General features: G+C 62.3%; 16 protein-coding genes. 6 read left to right on the top strand and 10 right to left on the bottom strand.

The annotated features are described in order from the left end of the window. Positions 1–25 precede the first annotated feature (25 nt). From VQ575_RS01195 to VQ575_RS01205, 3 genes are read left to right on the top strand one after another with little or no spacing between them, the layout of a single operon-like run. Positions 26–1,129 carry an efflux RND transporter periplasmic adaptor subunit gene (locus VQ575_RS01195; RefSeq protein WP_045154782.1) on the top strand — a complete coding sequence of 368 codons (1,104 nt, stop codon included), beginning with the start codon at positions 26–28 and terminating at the stop codon, positions 1,127–1,129. Continuing rightward, positions 1,126–2,190, top strand: coding sequence for an efflux RND transporter periplasmic adaptor subunit (locus tag VQ575_RS01200; RefSeq protein WP_039592601.1), 1,065 nt, complete (start codon positions 1,126–1,128; stop codon positions 2,188–2,190). The genes VQ575_RS01195 and VQ575_RS01200 overlap by 4 nt, the downstream gene beginning before the upstream one ends. Further along, positions 2,187–5,234, top strand: coding sequence for an efflux RND transporter permease subunit (locus VQ575_RS01205; protein ID WP_045154783.1), 3,048 nt, complete (start codon positions 2,187–2,189; stop codon positions 5,232–5,234). The genes VQ575_RS01200 and VQ575_RS01205 overlap by 4 nt, the downstream gene beginning before the upstream one ends. Positions 5,235–5,312: 78 nt before the next feature. On the opposite strand, the gene VQ575_RS01210 is transcribed toward VQ575_RS01205, so the two are convergent. Beyond that, on the bottom strand, positions 5,313–7,532 hold the full coding sequence (locus tag VQ575_RS01210; RefSeq protein ID WP_198726844.1) for a heavy metal translocating P-type ATPase: 2,220 nt from the start codon (positions 7,530–7,532) through the stop codon (positions 5,313–5,315). Between the two features lie 86 nt (positions 7,533–7,618). Here VQ575_RS01210 and cadR point away from each other — a divergent pair, with 86 nt between their 5' ends. Beyond that, entirely contained in the window at positions 7,619–8,065 is a 447-nt protein-coding gene (gene cadR / locus VQ575_RS01215; RefSeq protein ID WP_039592604.1) for a Cd(II)/Pb(II)-responsive transcriptional regulator, read from the top strand. 122 nt (positions 8,066–8,187) lie between these two features. Here cadR and VQ575_RS01220 read toward each other — a convergent pair whose 3' ends face one another. From VQ575_RS01220 to VQ575_RS01230, 3 genes are all read right to left on the bottom strand, one after another. After that, positions 8,188–9,159 carry a thymidylate synthase gene (locus VQ575_RS01220; RefSeq protein ID WP_045154785.1) on the bottom strand — a complete coding sequence of 324 codons (972 nt, stop codon included), beginning with the start codon at positions 9,157–9,159 and terminating at the stop codon, positions 8,188–8,190. A gap of 49 nt (positions 9,160–9,208) precedes the next feature. Continuing rightward, positions 9,209–10,018, bottom strand: coding sequence for a prolipoprotein diacylglyceryl transferase (gene lgt, locus VQ575_RS01225; protein WP_039592606.1), 810 nt, complete (start codon positions 10,016–10,018; stop codon positions 9,209–9,211). A gap of 68 nt (positions 10,019–10,086) precedes the next feature. Then, entirely contained in the window at positions 10,087–10,869 is a 783-nt protein-coding gene (locus VQ575_RS01230; RefSeq protein ID WP_039592742.1) for a sulfite exporter TauE/SafE family protein, read from the bottom strand. Between the two features lie 192 nt (positions 10,870–11,061). Here VQ575_RS01230 and VQ575_RS01235 point away from each other — a divergent pair, with 192 nt between their 5' ends. Further along, complete coding sequence (locus VQ575_RS01235) at positions 11,062–11,820, top strand: NRDE family protein (protein WP_039592607.1); 759 nt, start codon at positions 11,062–11,064, stop codon at positions 11,818–11,820. 43 nt (positions 11,821–11,863) lie between these two features. On the opposite strand, the gene ptsP is transcribed toward VQ575_RS01235, so the two are convergent. Beyond that, positions 11,864–14,143, bottom strand: a complete 2,280-nt coding sequence (gene ptsP, locus VQ575_RS01240) for a phosphoenolpyruvate--protein phosphotransferase (protein ID WP_039592608.1) — start codon at positions 14,141–14,143, stop codon at positions 11,864–11,866. Positions 14,144–14,165: 22 nt separating this feature from the next. Continuing rightward, positions 14,166–14,645 carry an RNA pyrophosphohydrolase gene (locus VQ575_RS01245; protein WP_003186867.1) on the bottom strand — a complete coding sequence of 160 codons (480 nt, stop codon included), beginning with the start codon at positions 14,643–14,645 and terminating at the stop codon, positions 14,166–14,168. A gap of 143 nt (positions 14,646–14,788) precedes the next feature. Between VQ575_RS01245 and VQ575_RS01250 the strand changes: the two genes are divergently transcribed. Then, on the top strand, positions 14,789–15,445 hold the full coding sequence (locus VQ575_RS01250; protein ID WP_039592609.1) for a histidinol-phosphatase: 657 nt from the start codon (positions 14,789–14,791) through the stop codon (positions 15,443–15,445). A 40-nt stretch (positions 15,446–15,485) separates the two neighbouring features. Here VQ575_RS01250 and VQ575_RS01255 read toward each other — a convergent pair whose 3' ends face one another. The 4 genes from VQ575_RS01255 to ilvA are packed head-to-tail and all read right to left on the bottom strand — an operon-like array spanning position 15,486 to position 19,187. Then, positions 15,486–15,953, bottom strand: a complete 468-nt coding sequence (locus VQ575_RS01255) for a DUF2269 family protein (RefSeq protein WP_039592610.1) — start codon at positions 15,951–15,953, stop codon at positions 15,486–15,488. Next, the gene (locus tag VQ575_RS01260; protein ID WP_325918900.1) at positions 15,950–17,206 is read right to left on the bottom strand and encodes an SDR family oxidoreductase; all 1,257 of its coding nucleotides are present in this window, start codon (positions 17,204–17,206) and stop codon (positions 15,950–15,952) included. Before VQ575_RS01260 ends, VQ575_RS01255 begins: the two co-directional genes overlap by 4 nt. Before the next feature lie 15 nt (positions 17,207–17,221). After that, positions 17,222–17,635 carry a DUF2269 family protein gene (locus tag VQ575_RS01265; RefSeq protein ID WP_039592612.1) on the bottom strand — a complete coding sequence of 138 codons (414 nt, stop codon included), beginning with the start codon at positions 17,633–17,635 and terminating at the stop codon, positions 17,222–17,224. Positions 17,636–17,672: 37 nt separating this feature from the next. Continuing rightward, entirely contained in the window at positions 17,673–19,187 is a 1,515-nt protein-coding gene (ilvA, locus tag VQ575_RS01270) for a threonine ammonia-lyase, biosynthetic (RefSeq protein ID WP_030140526.1), read from the bottom strand. Positions 19,188–19,283 lie beyond the last annotated feature (96 nt).

A 19,283-nucleotide genomic window follows, 5' to 3' on the forward strand; every position in this document is an offset into this window, starting at 1 on the left:
GTCGGTACAACGCAAAGGAGTCTGCATGGCTGGTCCCGGAATCAAATTGATTGTTGGCTTGGGCGTGTGTGCGTTGTTGACGGGATGCGGTGAGAAGAAACCCGAGGAAAAAGCCTTGCCTCGGGTGTTCATACAGCAAGCCATGCCCAGCGAATACGCGGCTTCGGTAACACTGACAGGCGATGTCCAGGCGCGGGTTCAGGCCGACCTCTCGTTTCGCGTGAGCGGCAAGATCATCGAGCGCAAGGTCGATGTCGGTGACCGGGTCTCGGCCCGGCAAGTGCTGGCCCGGCTCGATCCGCGCGACTTGCAGACCAACGTCGACTCCGCCGAAGCCCAGGTCGCCGCCGAGCAGGCGCGGGTCAAGCAGAGCGCGGCAGCCTTCGTACGCCAGCAGAAGCTGTTGCCCAAGGGCTACACCAGCCAGAGCGAATACGACGCGGCCCAGGCGCAATTGCGCAGTAGCCAGAGCGCGCTGACGGCGGCCCAGGCACAACTGGCCAATGCCCGCGAACAGCTGAGCTATACGGCGCTGATCGCCGAGGCGCCCGGTATCATCACGGCGCGCCAGGCCGAAGTCGGCCAAGTCGTCCAAGCCACGGAGCCGATCTTTACCCTCGCCCGGGACGGTGAGCGTGACGCGGTGTTCAATATCTATGAATCCCTCCTGCGTGAACCGCCATCCGACCCGGCAATTACCATCAGCCTGCTGGACAACCCGGCCATCCAGACCACCGGTACGGTGCGCGAGATCACCCCGGCGGTGTCCGCCGAGACTGGCACCGTGCAGGTCAAGGTCACGCTCAACGATCTGCCCGAAGGCATGCGCCTGGGGTCGGTGGTCAGCGCCACCGCCAAATCCGCTGGAAAGACCGCCGTGGAATTGCCCTGGTCGGCACTGACCAAGAACCTCAGCGAGCCGGCCGTGTGGCTGGTGGACGGCGAGGGCAAGGCACAATTGCATACGGTCACGGTTGGGCGCTACTTGACCGGCAAGGTCATCATCAGTGACGGGCTCAAGGGCGGCGAGAAGATCATCGTTGCCGGCGGGCAATTGCTCCATCCTGGCGTGCGCGTCGAGATCGCCGAAAACAAAAACGACAAAGCCCCGACAGGAGCCCAGCCATGAAGCGCTTGTGGATGGTCTCGGCCGGCCTGCTGCTGGCCGCCTGCTCGAAGGAAGAAGCGCCGCCGGAGCCGGTACGGCCGGTGTTGTCCATCGAGGTCCGGGCTCTTGACCAACAGGCGCTGGGACGCTTCGCCGGGAATATCCAGGCCCGCTACGAGACCAACGTGGGGTTCCGCGTGCCAGGCCGTATCGCCAGTCGCAACGTCGACGTCGGCGCCGAGGTGAAGAAGGGCGACTTGCTCGCGACCCTCGACCCTACTGACCAGCAGAACCAACTGCGCGCAGCCCAGGGCGACCTTGCGCGGATCGAGGCGCAGTACATCAATGCCCAGGCCAACGCCCGCCGCCAGCAACAACTATTCGACCGTGGCGTCGGCGCCCAGGCGCAACTGGACATCGCCCAGACCGACCTGAAAACCACCGCAGCATCCCTGGAGCAGGCCCGGGCCTCGGTGGAGCAGGCCCGCGACCAGCTCAACTACAGCGAACTGCACACCGATCATGACGCCGTCGTCACGGCCTGGAATGCCGAGGCCGGGCAAGTGGTGACCGCCGGCCAGCAAGTGGTGACGCTGGCCCGCCCGGACGTCAAGGAAGCGGTGATCGACCTGCCCGCCGGGTTGGCCGAGCGCTTGCCCGAGGATGTGGTGTTCGAGGTCGCCGCGCAACTGGACCCGGCGACCCGCACCACGGCCATCGTGCGCGAGATCGAGCCCCAGGCGCAGAGCGCCACCCGCACGCGCCGCGCACGCCTGACCCTGACTGACACGCCGCCGGGCTTTCGCCTGGGCACGGCCATCAGCGTGACCCTGAGCTCAGCCATCGAACCGCGCATCGAATTGCCGCTCAGTGCGTTGCAAGAGGTCGATGGCAAGACGCGGATCTGGCTGATCAACCCGCACGACCAGACAGTTTCGCCGCGGGACGTACAGGTGCTCGAACGATCGGACGGCTCGGTGTTGGTGGCCGACGGGATCAAGCCCGGCGACCGCGTGGTCAGCGCAGGCGTGAACAGTCTCCAGCCGGGGCAAAAAGTGAAACTCGACGAGGACGCACGATGAAAGGGCCTTTCAACTTATCGGAATGGGCCCTGCGGCATCAGTCATTCGTTTGGTACCTGATGTTCGTCGCGCTGCTGATGGGCGTGTTCTCCTACATGAACCTGGGCCGCGAGGAAGACCCGTCGTTCACCATCAAGACCATGGTCATCCAGACCCGTTGGCCTGGCGCGACCCAGGAAGAAACCCTCAAGCAGGTCACGGACCGCATCGAGAAAAAACTCGAAGAACTCGACTCCCTCGATTATGTGAAGAGCTACACCCGGCCGGGGGAGTCGACGGTATTCGTGTATTTGCGCGATACCACCGGCGCCGAGGAAATCCCGGAGATCTGGTACCAGGTCCGCAAGAAGATCAACGACATTCGCGGCGATTTCCCTGAGGGATTGCAAGGCCCTGGATTCAACGACGAATTCGGCGATGTATACGGCTCGGTGTATGCCTTCACTGGCGACGGCTTGTCGATGCGCCAGTTGCGCGACTATGTGGAGCAAGTACGCGCCGAAATCCGCGATGTGCCTGGGTTGGGCAAGGTGGAAATGGTCGGCGAACAGGACGAAGTGCTGTACCTGAATTTCTCCACCCGCAAGCTTGCGGCGCTGGGTATCGATCAGCGCCAGGTGGTGCAGAGCCTGCAATCGCAGAACGCCGTGACCCCGGCCGGGGTGATCGACGCTGGTCCGGAGCGGATTTCCGTGCGCACGTCGGGGCAGTTCCAATCGGAAAAGGACCTGGCCAACGTCAACCTGCGGCTCAACGATCGCTTCTATCGACTGGCCGACATCGCCGACATCCGCCGCGGCTACGTTGATCCCGCTACGCCGATGTTCCGTTTCAACGGCACTCCCGCGATTGGCTTGGCCATCGCGATGAAGAAGGGCGGCAACATCCAGGAATTCGGCAAGGCCCTGCACGCGCGCATGGACGAACTCACCGCCGACCTTCCGGTGGGCGTCGGCGTACACACCGTGTCGGACCAGGCCGAAGTGGTGGAAGAAGCCGTTGGCGGCTTCACCAGCGCGTTGTTCGAGGCAGTGATCATCGTGCTGGTGGTCAGTTTCATCAGCCTCGGCATCCGGGCCGGGCTGGTGGTGGCCTGCTCGATCCCGCTGGTATTGGCGATGGTATTCGTCTTCATGGAGTACAGCGGCATCACCATGCAGCGGATCTCCCTCGGGGCGCTGATCATCGCCCTTGGCCTGCTGGTGGACGACGCGATGATCACCGTGGAAATGATGGTCACGCGCCTGGAAAAAGGCGACAGCAAGGAACAGGCCGCCACGTTTGCCTATACCTCGACCGCATTCCCGATGCTCACCGGGACCCTGGTCACCGTGGCTGGTTTCGTGCCGATCGGCCTGAATGCCAGTTCGGCGGGCGAATACACCTTCACCTTGTTCGCGGTGATTGCCGTGGCGATGCTGGTGTCATGGATCGTCGCGGTGCTGTTTGCGCCGGTGATCGGCGTGCACATCCTCAGCACCAATATCAAACCCCACAGCGCCGAGCCGGGGCGAATCGGCCGGGCGTTCAACGGTGGCCTGCTGTGGGCAATGCGCAATCGCTGGTGGGCCATCGGCATCACGGTGCTACTGTTCGCGTTGGCGGTGTTTTGCATGCGCTTCGTGCAAAACCAGTTCTTCCCGTCCTCGGATCGCCCGGAGATCCTGGTGGACCTCAACCTGCCGCAAAACGCCTCGATGGACGAGACGCGCAAAGCGGTCGATCGCCTGGAAGCGACGCTCAAGGACGACCCGGACATCGCACGCTGGAGCACCTACATTGGCGAAGGCGCCATTCGTTTCTATCTGCCACTGGATCAACAACTGCAGAACCCCTACTACGCGCAACTGGTGATCGTCAGCAAGGGCCTGGAGTCGCGCACGGCGCTGACCGAACGCTTGCAGAAACGCCTGCGGGAAGATTTCGTCGGCATCGGCAGCTACGTGCAGGCGCTGGAAATGGGTCCGCCGGTCGGTCGGCCTATCCAGTATCGGGTCAGCGGCAAGGACATCGACCAGGTGCGCAAGCACGCCATCGAGCTGGCCACCGAACTGGACAAGAACTCGCACATCGGTGAGATCATCTACGACTGGAACGAGCCGGGCAAAGTGCTGCGCATCGACATCGCCCAGGACAAGGCGCGGCAGTTGGGCTTGTCTTCCGACGATGTGGCCAGGTTGATGAACAGTATTGTCAGCGGCTCGCCCGTCACCCAGGTCAACGACGATATCTACCTCATCAACGTGGTAGGACGCGCCGAAGACGCCGAGCGTGGTTCGCCGGAGACCCTGCAAAACCTGCAGATCGTCACGCCGAGCGGCACGTCGATTCCACTGCTGGCATTCGCCACGGTGCGCTATGAGCTGGAACAGCCGCTGGTGTGGCGCCGCGACCGCAAGCCGACCATCACCATCAAGGCCGCCGTGCGCGATGAAATCCAGCCGACGGACCTGGTGAGGCAACTGCAACCGGACATCGACAAGTTCGCCGCCAAATTGCCGGTGGGCTACAAGATCGCCACCGGCGGCACCGTGGAGGAAAGCAGCAAGGCCCAAGGTCCTATTGCCAGCGTGGTGCCGCTGATGCTGTTCTTGATGGCGACCTTCCTGATGATCCAGCTGCACAGCGTGCAGAAACTGTTTCTGGTGGCGAGCGTTGCGCCTCTCGGGTTGATCGGCGTCGTGCTGGCGCTGGTGCCGACGGGCACGCCCATGGGCTTCGTGGCGATCCTCGGGATTCTCGCCTTGATCGGCATCATCATCCGTAACTCGGTGATTTTGGTGACCCAGATCGATGAATACGAACGTGACGGCTACGAGCCCTGGGACGCGGTGGTGGAGGCTACCGAACACCGACGCCGACCGATCCTGCTCACGGCGGCCGCAGCGAGCCTGGGGATGATCCCGATTGCCCGAGAAGTGTTTTGGGGGCCGATGGCCTACGCGATGATTGGCGGGATCATCGTCGCCACCCTTCTGACGCTGCTGTTCCTGCCGGCACTGTATGTGGCCTGGTACAAGATCCGCGAGCCGAAGCGTGACTGAGAGAGGCACCTGACTTGTGGCGAGGGGATAAATCCCCTCGCCACAAGTCAGGTGTTTGGTCTCAAGTAGCGAACGCTTTCACTTGCGCAACAACCGCAACCCATTGAACACCACCAGTAAGCTCACTCCCATGTCGGCAAACACCGCCATCCACATGGTGGCGAACCCGGCGAAAGTGACGCCCAGGAAGATCGCCTTGATAACCAACGCCAGGGCGATGTTCTGCTTGAGGATGCTCGAGGTCTGCCTCGACAGCCGGATGAACGCTGGGATCTTGCGCAGATCGTCATCCATCAAAGCGACATCTGCGGTCTCGATGGCCGTGTCGGTCCCGGCGGCCGCCATGGCGAAACCGATTTCCGAGCGGGCCAGGGCCGGGGCGTCGTTGATGCCGTCGCCGACCATGCCCACTCGGTGGCCTTGGGCATACAGACTTTCGATGGCTTGCAGCTTGTCCTCCGGCAACAGGTCACCGCGGGCCTGATCCATGCCGACCTGCTTGGCGATCGCTTCGGCGGTGTGGGCGTTGTCGCCCGTCAGCATCATTGTCTTGATACCCAATTCATGCAGTTGCCGAATGGCTTCGCGGCTCGAATCCTTCACGGTGTCGGCCACGGCAAACAGTGCCAAGGGCTTGGTGTCGTCGAGCAGCAGCACCACGGACTTGCCTTGTTTTTCCAGGGCGAAGAGCTTTTCCTCCAGCTCAGGGGAGCACAAGCCGAGGTCTTCCACGAGACGGTGGTTACCCAAGTGATAGGTCCGGCCGCCGATGTCGCCACGAACGCCGCGCCCGGCGAGCGCCGCGAAGTTATCCACAGTCTGCTGCGGCAGCTCTTTATCCACAGCCGCCTCGGCAATCGCCCGGGATACCGGATGGTCCGAGCGTACCGCGAGGCTCACGGCCAACGCCGGGACCGTGGTCTCCAGGGTCGGATCGAGCAGCATGTAATCGGTCTGCATCGGCTTGCCGTGGGTGATCGTGCCGGTCTTGTCCAACGCCAGGTAATCGAGCTTGTGGCCACCTTCAAGGTAAACGCCGCCCTTGACCAAGATGCCTCTGCGCGCCGCAGCCGCCAAGCCGCTGACGATGGTTACCGGGGTGGAAATCACCAGGGCACAAGGGCAGGCGACCACCAGCAAGACCAGTGCGCGATAGATCCAGTCGAACCAACTCGCGCCCATGAATAGCGGTGCAATGACCGCTACGGCCAGGGCCAGGGCAAATACCGCGGGGGTGTAGATTTTCGAGAATTGATCAACGAAGCGCTGGGTCGGCGCCCGGGAACCTTGGGCCTGCTCGACGGCGTGGATGATCCGCGCCAGTGTCGATTGATCGGCCGCAGCGGTGACGGTGTATTCCAGTTCACCGGCCTGGTTGATGGTGCCGGCGAAAACTTTGTCGCCCACGGTTTTCTCCACCGGCAGGCTCTCACCCGTGATCGGCGCCTGGTCGATGGTCGAGCGTCCAGCCACCACCTCGCCGTCCAGCCCAACCCTTTCGCCAGGGCGAACCCGCACCCTGGCGCCGAGGGCAATGGTCTTCACTTCCGTGACCTGCCAGGTGCCGTCGGCCTGTTGCACCGTGGCTTGTTCCGGTGCCATTTGCATCAGGCCGCTGATGGCGTTGCGTGCCCGATCAAGGGATTTGGCTTCGATCAGCTCGGCCACGGTAAACAGGAACATCACCATCGCCGCTTCCGGCCATTGGCCGATCAATATGGCGCCGGTCACGGCGATGCTCATCAAGGCGTTGATATTCAGGTTTAAGTTTTTCAGGGCAATCCAGCCCTTCTTGTAGGTGCCGAGGCCGCCGCTCAGAATCGACACCAGTGCTACCAGGGCGACTATCCAATTCGGCGCGGCGCTGGTGAAGTGGATCACCTCGGCTGCCAATGCCGTCACGCCGGACAGTGCCAACGGCCACCAGGGCTTGGCCGGGGCGGGCAAGTTATGGGCGGGTTTTTCCTGGCCGCCGGTCAACGGCTCCGCTTGCATGCCCAGTGACTCGATGGCCTTGATGATCGGGGTATCGCTGGGCAAATCGTGGGTCACGCCCAGCACGCGGTTGATCAGGTTGAATTCAAGCTGTTGCACGCCTTCAAGCTTGCCGAGTTTGTTCTGGATCAGTGTCTGCTCGGTGGGGCAGTCCATGGCTTCGATGCGAAAACTGCTCAGCCGCGCACCGTCCGTCGGCGTTTTGCCGAGGCTGACCACCGAGGGTGCTGCTTTCGAGGCGCAGCAGGAATGCCCATGGGCATGGCCGTGGTCAGGTTTGTGGATGTGAAGGGAATCGCTCATCGGGTGACGTCCGTTAAAAGTGCCTGTTGCGCAGTAAAGACCCTGTAGCCACTATAGGGTCAAGCATCTATTTCGCAGGTGAAACCATGAAGATTGGAGAACTGGCAAAAATTACCGACTGCCAGGTCGAAACCATCCGCTACTACGAACGCGAAGGCCTGCTGCCGGAGCCGGCCCGCAGTGACGGCAACTACCGTGTCTACACCCAGGCCCACGCCGAACGGCTGACGTTCATCCGCAATTGCCGCACCTTGGACATGACCCTGGAAGAAATCCGCAGCCTCCTGGCCCTGCGCGACAGCCCCCAGGACCAATGCGAGAGCGTCAATGCGCTGATCGACGAGCACATCGACCATGTCAAGGCACGCATCGATGGCCTGCTGGCCTTGCAGGCACAACTGATCGACCTGCGCCATCGCTGTGGCGAAGGGCCGGATCTTGATCAGTGTGGAATCCTGCAGCGGTTGGAAGTGAGCGGGGCGGTGGCGCCGGAGGTGGAGCATTCACATGTGGGCAGGAGCCATGGGCATTGACCCGACCCTGCATGCATGGAGACCCCATGTGGAAGCGAGCCTGCTCGCGAAAGCGGTGGATCAGCCACATCACCATCTGTATGTGGCGACGCTATCGCGAGCAGCCTCGATGATGGTGTTTTCTAGACCGCCATCGGCGCGGTCATCGGCGCATGGTGCTGGTAGCCTTCGAGAGAGAAGTCGCTCGGCTCCACCCGTTCCAGCCACTCAGGCTGGTACACCCCGGTCTTGGCAAACTCCGGCACGCGCTCGGAAATCACCAGTTTCGGCATCGGGAACGGCTCGCGGGTGAGCTGTTCGTTGAGCATGTCCAAATGGTTTTCGTAGACATGGGCATCACCGATGAAATAGGTGAACCAGCGCGGTGTATAACCGGTCAGGCGACCGATCAGGCTCAGCAGCGCAGCGCCTTCGGTGAGGTTGAATGGCGTGCCCAGGCCCAGGTCGTTGGAGCGGATGTAGAGAGTCAGGGAGATTTCCTTGGTCTCGACATTCGGGTGGAACTGGTAGAGCAGATGGCATGGCGGCAGGGCCATTTCATCGAGTTGGGCGCAGTTCCAACCGTGGAACAGGATGCGCCGGCTGCCCGGGTCCTTGATGATGGTGTCGACGCATTGGCGAACCTGGTCGATCGCCTTGTACAACACCACGTAGGCTTGGCCGTTTTCTTCGCCCTCGGCGATTTGCCGGTAACCCTGGGCCAGCGTCTGCTCGATGGCTGCCGGGTTGCCTACCGGGATCTGCTTGTAGGCCGGCCACTTGCGCCACTGCACTCCGTAGATCTCGCCCAGGTCATCTTCGCCCTGGCGGAACGGGTTGGCCAGCCACTGGGCGTTTTCGTTGGCGTTCTGGTCCCAGACCTTGCAGCCCAGCGCGCGAAACTCAGCGGCATTGTTCACGCCGCGCAGGAAGCCGCACATCTCGCCGATGGCCGACTTGAAGGCCATCTTGCGGGTGGTGATGGCGGGAAAGCCTTCCTTCAGGTCATAGCGCAGCATGGCGCCGGGGAAGCTGATGGTGTTCACGCCGGTGCGGTTGGCTTGCTTGGTGCCGTTCTTGATGACGTGGGCCACCAGATCGAGATATTGCTTCATGGGTTACCTGTGTCCTTGAACCCGGGGCCAGTGCCCCGGGGCTAGAATTTTAAACCTTGGCCGCCGCAGCCGGCGCACGATGATAAGCCAGCCAGATCAGCGCCAGGCCACCGATGATCATCGGCAGGCATAGCACCTGGCCCATGGTCAGCCAGTTCCACGCCAGATAGCCGAGCTGGGCATCCGGCACGCGAACGAATTCGACGATGAAACGGAAGATGCCGTAGAACAGCGCGAACATGCCCGACACCGCCATGGTGGGTCGCGGCTTGCGCGAAAACAGCCAGAGAATCAGGAAGAGTGCCACGCCTTCGAGGGCGAATTGATAAAGCTGCGACGGGTGGCGCGGCAACTGCGCCGGGTCGCTGAAGGGAGGGAAGATCATCGCCCACGGCACGTCGGTCGGCTTGCCCCACAATTCGGCATTGATGAAGTTGCCGATGCGCCCGGCACCCAGGCCGATTGGCACCATCGGTGCGACGAAGTCCATCAGCTCGAAAAACGACTTGTTGTTACGCTTGCCGAACCACAACGCCGCCAGCATCACACCAATGAACCCGCCGTGGAACGACATGCCGCCCTTCCAGACTTCGAAGATCAGCGTCGGATTGGCCAGGTAGGCGCTCAGGTCGTAGAACAGCACGTAGCCCAGGCGCCCGCCGACGATCACGCCCATGGACAACCAGAACACCAGGTCGGAGAGCTTTTCCTTGTTCCAGGTCGGGTCGAAGCGGTTGAGTCGGCGCGAGGCCAGCAGCCAGGCACCACCGATACCGATCAGGTACATCAGGCCGTACCAGTGGATTTTCAGCGGGCCGATGGCCAGGGCAACCGGATCGATCTGCGGGTAAGGCAGCATGGATATTCCTCATGAGCGTCAAAAATTCCCGGGCGAGGCTGCCACCTCGGGATTAAGCCAGGATTGTGTCAGAGCAGGAAGCTCAAGCCCACGCTGAACAACAAGGCGGCGAACAGCCGCTTGAGCAAGCGCGGCGACAAGCGATGTGCCAGCCGCGCGCCGACGCGGGCGAAAATCATGCTCGTCAGGGCGATGCCCAGCAGCGCGGGTAAATACACAAAACCGAGACTATGGGGCGGCAACAGCGGATCCTGCCAGCCCAGAATCATGAAACTTAGCGCACTGACCAGGGCGATGGGCAATCCGCAGGCTGAAGAAGTCGCCACCGCTTGTTGCATCGGTACGCTGCGCCAGGTCAGGAAGGGTACGGTCAACGAACCACCACCGATGCCGAAAATCGCCGAGGCCCAGCCGACCACCGTGCCGGCCAGGGACAAGCCGACCTTGCCCGGTACCGTGCGGCTGGCCTTGGGCTTGAAGTCCAGGGCCAGTTGCGCGGCGACGAGCATGGCGAACACACCGATGATCTTCTGCAAGTGCGGACCGGAAATCGCTTCGGCGGTGATCGCGCCGAAACCTGCACCGATGAGGATCCCGACGGTCATCCAGGTAAAGATCTGCCAGCGTACGGCCCCTTTGCGATGGTGCTCGCGCACCGCATTCACCGACGTGAAGATGATCGATGCCAGGGACGTGCCGACGGCCAAGTGCGTCAACACCTGCGGATCGAACCCCTGCAAGGTGAAACTGAACACCAGGACCGGGACGATGATCATCCCGCCCCCCACGCCGAACAGCCCGGCCAGCACGCCGGCGCAGGCACCGAGCAGCAGATAGAGCACGAATTCCACCAGCGTCTCCCCGCCCATCCCCAAAATAAGAGCGGCATGGTAACGGATCGAGGGGCTTGGGCTCTACTGAAGGCGATGGATGCGTCAGTGATGTATGGGTAGAGTGGCTAACGATTGCTGTCCCTGTGGCGGGGATAAATCCCCTCGCCACAAAAGCGCTGCTCGGTTTTATTCTTAAAACAGGACAACCTGATGTGCCTGATCGTATTCGCCTGGCGCCCCGGCCACGCCCAGCCGCTGGTCGTGGCGGCCAACCGCGACGAGTTCTATGCACGCCCGACGCTGCCGCTGGCGCAGTGGCCTGACGCGCCGCACGTGCATGCTGGTCGTGACCTGGAAGCGGGCGGCACCTGGCTCGGCGTGGGTGCCGACGGTCGCTTTGCGGCCCTGACCAATATTCGCGACCCCGGTCAACTGCCGGCATTCAAGTCTCGTGGAGAACTGGTGGCGCGGTTCCTGACCGGGAATCTGTCGATTGCCGATTACCTGAGCGAAATCGTGCCGCGTGCCGGGGAGTACGGAGGTTTCAACCTGCTGCTTGGCGATGGCGCCGAATTGTGGCATTACAACGCCCGCGATACCCGGCCACAGCAATTGGCCGACGGCGTCTATGGCTTGTCCAACGCTGGGCTGAATACGCCATGGCCCAAGTTGCTCAAGGCCCGGACGGCGCTGGGCGAAGTGCTGGACGATCCGCAGCCCCAGGCATTGTTGGCGCTATTGAATGACCCGCAACCTGCACCGGTGGGTGAGCTGCCGGACACGGGTGTGGGACTGGCGACGGAAATGCTGCTGTCGAGCGTGTTCATCGCCAGCCCTGCCTACGGGACGCGGGCGAGTACCGCGCTGATCGTCCATGCCGATGGGACGCAACAGATGGTCGAGCGCAGTTTCGGGCCCCACGGTGGGCATTTGGGGGAGGTGGAGCTGCTCGTTCAATGCCGACGATAAACCGTGGCGAGGGAGCAAGCTCCCTCGCCAAAGGTGCTCTTGCTTAGAGGGTCTTGCTCGACGCCGGATTGATCATCCGCGCCAACCCAAGGTTCTTCAGCGCCAACTGCAAGGAGCTGTGAATCACCTGCGGATTGTCGATGGTCATCAGTTCCGCCAGCAGCTCCTGGGCCTTGCTGAGGTTGATCTGGCGCAGCATCCATTTCACTTTGGGCAGGTTCGTGGCGTTCATCGACAGGCTGTCGAAGCCCATCGCCATCAGCAGCACCGCGGCCGCCGGGTCGCCGGCCATTTCGCCACAGATGCTCACCGGCTTGCCTTCGGCATGGGCGTCGCGCACCACGTTCTGCAAGGCTTGCAGCACGGCCGGATGGAGATAGTCGTACAGGTCGGCCACCCGTGGGTTGTTGCGGTCCACGGCCAGCAGGTATTGGGTCAGGTCGTTGGAGCCGACTGACAGGAAGTCCACCTGCCGCGCCAATTCCTTGGTCTGGTACACCGCCGCCGGAATTTCGATCATTACCCCTACCGGCGGCATCGGCACGTCGGTCCCCTCATCGCGCACCTCGCCCCAGGCCCGGTGAATCAGGTGCAGGGCCTCTTCCAGCTCATGAGTGCCGGAGATCATCGGCAACAGGATGCGCAGGTTGTTCAGGCCTTCGCTGGCCTTGAGCATTGCACGCGCCTGGACCAGGAAAATCTCTGGATGGTCGAGCGTTACCCGGATCCCGCGCCAGCCAAGGAAGGGGTTGTCTTCCTTGATCGGGAAATAGGACAGGGATTTATCGCCACCGATATCCAGGCTGCGCATGGTCACCGGTTGGGGATGGAACGCAGACAATTGCTCGCGATAGATCGCCAGCTGTTCCTTTTCGCTGGGGAAGCGCTGGTTGATCATGAACGGCACTTCGGTGCGATACAGGCCCACGCCCTCGGCGCCACGTTTCTGCGCCCGGGCCACATCGGCCAGAAGGCCGGTGTTGACCCACAGCGGCATGCGGTGGCCGTCGAGCGTCACGCACGGCAGATCCCTCAGCGCATCGAGGCCCAGGGACAGTTGTTTTTCTTCCTCCACCACGTCGGCGAACTGCTTGCGCAAAACCTCGCTGGGGTTGGTATAGACCTCGCCGTGGTAGCCGTCGACGATCATCTGGATGCCGTCGACCTTGGAATACGGCAGGTCCACCACGCCCATGACCGTCGGGATACCCATGGCCCGGGCCAAAATCGCCACGTGGGAGTTGCCCGAACCCAGGACCGAGACCAGGCCCGCCAGCTTGCCCTCAGGCACTTCGCCGAGCATCGCCGGGGTCAACTCCTCGCTGACCAGGATGGTGTTGTCGGGATAGACCAGGGTCTGCTGGCGCTCCTGCTGCAAATACGCCAGCAAACGACGGCCAAGGTCCTTGACGTCGGAGGCGCGCTCGCGCAGGTAGGCGTCGTCCATCAATTCGAAACGGTTGACGTGGTCGGTCACCACCTGGCGCAACGCGCCCTGGGCCCATTGGCCGGTCTTGATGACCGTGGTGACTTCGCTGCCCAGGGAGGCATCGTCGAGCATCATCAGGTAGACGTCGAACAGCGCGCGCTCTTCGGGGCGCAGCTGCGTCGCCAGCTTCGCCGAAAGCGCGCGCATATCGGCCCGCACGCCTTCGATGGCGGTCTTGAACAAACCGAGTTCGGCATCGATGTCGGCGATGGCCTTGTCCGGCACCACATCGAGATCGGCAGGCGGCAGCATGACCACCGCGGTGCCCACCGCCGCGCCCGGGGAACCTGGCACGCCGACGAACTTGGCTTCCTGGATGCCCTTGCCCTGGCGGCCGAGGCCGCTGATCGAGCCGGTGGCTTCGGCATGGGCGATGACCCCGGCCAGTTGCGCACTCATGGTGACGAGGAAGGCTTCTTCGCCTTCGTCGAACTGGCGACGCTCTTTCTGCTGGATGACCAATACGCCGACGACGCGGCGGTGGTGGATGATCGGCGCGCCAAGGAATGACGCGTAGCGTTCCTCGCCCGTTTCCGCGAAGTAGCGGTAACGCGGGTGGTCCGCGGCATTTTCCAGGTTCAGGGGTTCTTCGCGCGTGCCGACCAGGCCGACCAGGCCTTCATTGGGAGCCATGCTGACCTTGCCGATGGAGCGCTTGTTCAAGCCCTCGGTGGCCATCAGCACGAAACGGTTGGTCTCGGGGTCAAGCAGGTAGACCGAGCAGACTTGGCTGCCCATGGCCTCTTTGACGCGCAATACAATAATGCCCAACGCCGCCTTGAGATCCTTGGCGGCGTTAACTTCCTGGACGATCTTGCGCAGCGTATTGAGCATGGCTCGGGGTCGAACTCCGTCGTCAGTCGCGCGTCAGCAGGCGCGGGGCAAGCTCTTTGAGGGCGCGTCGGTAAACCTCGCGCTTGAATGTCACCACCTGGCCCAACGGATACCAATAGCTGACCCAGCGCCAGCCATCGAACTCCGGTTTACCGGTCAAATCCATCCGCACCCGCTGTTCGTTGGAGATCAGGCGCAGGAGAAACCATTTCTGTTTCTGGCCGATGCACAGCGGTTGGCTGTGCGTCCTGACCAGGCGTTGCGGCAAACGATAGCGCAACCAGCCTCGGGTGCAGGCGAGTATTTCGACGTCCTCTCGCTCCAGCCCGACTTCTTCATTCAACTCGCGGTACAAAGCTTCTTCCGGCGTCTCCTGGGGGTTGATCCCACCCTGGGGAAACTGCCAGGCGTCTTGATTGATACGGCGTGCCCATAGCACCTGCCCAGCATCATTCGTAAGAATGATCCCCACATTGGGACGGAAACCATCGGGATCGATCACGGCAACAACCTCGCAAACGCATGTCGCCGCATTGTTCCACAAAGGTTGTGAAAGCAGCAACGAGCCTGCCGAGCTTATGTGCACTCTTGTGAAAAGTACGTATTCTGGGCGCCTTTCCTCAGAATTTTCAGCGAGTAATTGCAATGCGGCTGGCTTTATTCGACTTGGACAATACGCTGCTGGGTGGCGACAGCGACCACGCCTGGGGCGATTACCTGTGTGAGCGCGGCTTCCTCGATGCTGTGAGTTACAAGGCGCGCAACGATGAGTTCTACCAGGACTACCTGGCCGGCAAGCTCGACAACGCCGCGTACCTGAACTTTTGCCTGGAAATCCTGGGCCGTACCGAGATGGAAGTCCTGGCTCAATGGCACCTCGATTACATGCGCGACTGCATCGAACCCATCGTCTTGCCCCAAGCGATCGAGCTATTGAAGAAACACCGTGATGCCGGCGACAAGCTCGTGATCATCACGGCCACCAACCGCTTCGTCACCGCCCCGATTGCCGAACGCCTGGGGGTTGAAACCCTGATCGCCACCGAATGCGAGATGATCGATGGGCGCTACAGCGGACGCAGCACCGATATCCCCTGTTTTCGCGAGGGCAAGGTGACCCGGCTGAACCGTTGGCTGGAAGAGACCGGGCATTCGCTCGAAGGCAGCTATTTCTACAGCGACTCGATGAATGACCTGGCGCTGTTGGAAGTGGTGACGCATCCGGTGGCGGTGGATCCGGACCCGAATCTTCGGGCCGAGGCCGAGAGGCGCGGCTGGCCAGTCATCAGTCTGCGCGACTGAGCCTTCGCGCAGGCCCGCCGGGCAAATACCGGTGGGCCGCTTACGCGGGCTTGGCGACCATCAGGTAGAAAATCGCCATGAACGCCAGGAACGCCGGCCAGCCCAGCGCAAACCACCAGCGCATGTAGGTGGCGGCCTTGATCGGGATGGGCGTACCGTCCCGCAAGGCTTGCTCGGCCATTTTGTGTACACGGATCTGTAACCAGACCACCGGCAGCCAACAGGCGCCCGCCAGGCAATAAAGCCCGATACTCCACATCAACCAATTCTGTTGCAACGGCCAGCCGGCGATGTGCATCAGCGCCAGGCCGCTCAGTGGCTGGAATACAGCGGTGGTGGCGGTGAACGCCCAATCGGCGAAGACCAGATGTTTGAAGGTGACCGCAATGACTTCAAGCTTGCCGCTGCGCCAGGCTCGAAGCGCGTAGTAGGCAGACCCCGCGCCCAGGCCGAACAGGATGGTCGAAGACAGGATGTGCAGGGTTTTCAACAGCAGGTAAATGCTCATCGGCGGGGTTCGGTCCAAAGCAGCCATAAAGTCGCGACTATCAACACCAGGTTCTTGGCGACAGCCGCATAAGGGTCGAACCAATAATGGGGCAGGGTAAAGCTGATGCATAGCGTATAGCCGAGCATCAACCCCAGCTGAAGCCGCAATGCCTGGCGTCGCCAACGCTGGAGCAACATGCCCACGCCCAGCGCGCCATCAAGCAGCGCGCCGCTGACGACCGCAAGTTTCGCCCAGGCGCCATGGACGCCGGCTTCGGCCATGATGCGCAACCCCCAGTCGTAGCCGGGGCCGAGACACACCACGGCGGTTCCCAGCCAGATGAACGCCAGCACCGCGAGCATCAACGGGCGGACCGCCCGAAGGCTGCTCTGGGCGACGGTGGGCCACCCGAGCAAGCGGGTCTGGACAGGGGCGGCGCGATACCCGCAGATCGATGCGAGTACCTCGGGGTCGGCAAGGTTGTCCCGTTGTGCCAGCGCTACGCTTTGCCGGTTCAGCGCCCGCCAGCCGAAACAGTCCCCCAATCGGCTGCCCATTTCGGCCAAGAGCGCAGGCGCCTTGATATAGCGTGCAGGCGCCCAACCTTGCGCGGCTCGCAAGTGATCGATGAGCCGGGCGAGCGTCATGGGCTCGGGCCCCACCAATGGCACCATCACTGATTCGGTTGGCCATTGCCGCAGCAGGGCGAGCGCCGCGCCCACCAGATCATCGATGTGCACGGGCTGGATGCGCGCCGTCAGATCCAACAAGGGAATCACTGGCCAAGGCGATAGGCCTTCCATCCAGCCGCTGCTCGCGCCACCGGGTCCCACCACCAATGAGGGCCGTAGCACAACCGAATGGCTGTCGAGGTTGGACAGATATTCGTCAGCCAGGCCTTTGCTCGCCAGGAACGGTACGTCGGATTGAGCGCTCGCGCCCAGTGCGGAAATCTGCAGGATGCGAACGCCGTGGCGCGCAGCCTGGTCGAACAGCGCTCGCGTGCCACGATCCTGGACCAGGCTCAGCGCCTGGGCGTCCACGCTGAGGAGGCCTGCCGCGTTGATCACCAGGTCGACGTCCGGAGGGAAGACAAAATGTGTTGGGTCGACCGCCAATACCCCAAGATCCAGCGGCCGCCATTCAACCCCAGGCCAGCTGGGCGGCCCAAGGTTACGGCGGGTGGCGATGATCGAGTGGCCATCGCCATGCAGCGCTCGCAGCAGGTGGCGTCCGATAAAACCGCTGCCTCCCACCAGTAGGATTTTCATGACGCTCCTTGTCGCTTAAATCGGCTTGGCACCCATCAATGCGGCGATGGAGAGGAAGCCGACACCGCCGATGATCGCCAAAGCCAGGGTAAATCTACCGCCGCCACCGTTACCCATGCGCAGACGATTGAGCCGTGCCAGCAGCCATAGGACGCAGAGTGTGGCCACGGTATAGATCACACTGGAGGCCAGCAGCCAGGCTTGCCCCAGCGGCCAGCCCACCAGATGAACCAGCCACCAGCCGGTGAACGGCATGCTCAGCATGCACACCAGCATCGTGGCCCATGCCAGCGGCCAAGGACGCCGCAGCGTGCAGCTCGGTGCCTCGCTGCGTTTGCGCCAGGCCACGGCGGCAAGGCTTGCAGCGCAAGCCAGGAGCAAGACCGTGGCGGCGACATGGATGATTTTCAGGGTCAGCAGAGTTTCCATGGGGTTTCCTTGGACCGACGTCCTTCAGCGTAGCCTTTCAGCCGAGAAACAGCTGATAGGCCGGGTTATCGCTTTCATCCCAGTACGGATATCCGATTTCTTCCAGGGCGGCCGGTACCAGGTGGCGTTCATCGTGGGGCACCTGCAAGCCGGCGACCACACGGCCGTCTGCCGCGCCATGGTTGCGGTAATGGAACATCGAGATATTCCAGCGTCCGCCCAGCTTATTGAGGAAGTTGAACAGCGCCCCCGGACGTTCGGGGAACTCGAAACGCAGCACCACCTCGTCGATGACGTGAGCCGCGTGGCCGCCGACCATGTGGCGGATGTGCAGCTTGGCCAGTTCATTGTCGGTCAGGTCCAGAACCGGGAAGCCCTGCTCGGTCAGGCTGGCAATCAGCTTGCTGCGCGGGTCGTTTTCCGGATGCGTCTGCACGCCGACGAAAATGTGCGCTTCGCTGCCGGTGTTGTAGCGGTAGTTGAATTCGGTGATCTGGCGTTTGCCAATGGCTTCGCAGAAAGCCTTGAAGCTACCCGGCTTCTCGGGGATGGTCACGGCGATGATCGCTTCGCGGCCCTCACCCAACTCGGCGCGCTCAGCCACATGGCGCAAGCGGTCGAAGTTCACGTTGGCGCCGGAATCGATGGCGACCAGCGTCTGGCCGCTGATGCTGCGCGTCTCGACATACTTCTTGATGCCAGCAACACCCAGCGCGCCGGCAGGTTCAGTGATCGAGCGGGTATCGTCGTAGATATCCTTGATGGCTGCGCAGATCTCGTCGGTGCTGACGGTAATCACTTCGTCCACGTAGTGCTTGCAGATATCGAAGGTGTGCTGGCCGATCTGCGCCACGGCAACGCCATCGGCGAACAGCCCGACGGTCGGCAGGACCACGCGTTCACCGGCAGCCATGGCCGCTTGCAGGCAATTGGAATCATCCGGCTCGACACCGATGATCTTGATTTCCGGGCGCAGGTATTTCACGTAGGCCGCGATCCCGGCGATCAGTCCGCCACCGCCCACCGGGACGAATATCGCATCCAGGCGCCCCGGATGCTGGCGCAGGATCTCCATCGCCACGGTGCCCTGCCCGGCGATGGTGTGAGGATCGTCATAAGGATGGATGTAGACGTAGCCTTTTTCGTCGACCAGCTTCAGTGAATAAGCCAGGGCTTCGGGGAACGAATCGCCATGCAACACCACTTTGCCGCCACGGGAGCGCACGCCTTCGACCTTGATCTCCGGGGTGGTCTTGGGCATGACGATGGTGGCCTTGACCCCCAGCACCTTGGCGGCGAGCGCCAGGCCCTGGGCATGGTTGCCCGCCGAGGCCGTGACCACGCCACGGGCGCGCTCTTCGTCGCTGAGTTGGGTCAGCTTGTTGTAGGCCCCGCGAATCTTGAACGAGAACACCGGCTGCAAGTCTTCACGCTTGAGCCAGACCTCGTTGCCCAGTCGCTCGGAGAGCTGGCGGGCGGTCTGCAGCGGGGTTTCTACGGCAACGTCATAAACGCGCGAGGTGAGGATCTTTTTGACGTACTGTTCAAGCATCGGAAAGCATCACTGAGCGGGTTGGGCAGGGCCAGGGAGTCTAACCCGGCTTTTGGCCGGGCGACCACACGAATCCCGAGGTTTTGTTGGGTTATA

The organism is Pseudomonas frederiksbergensis (genome assembly GCF_035751725.1).
GTDB classification, from domain to species: domain Bacteria; phylum Pseudomonadota; class Gammaproteobacteria; order Pseudomonadales; family Pseudomonadaceae; genus Aquipseudomonas; species Aquipseudomonas frederiksbergensis_A.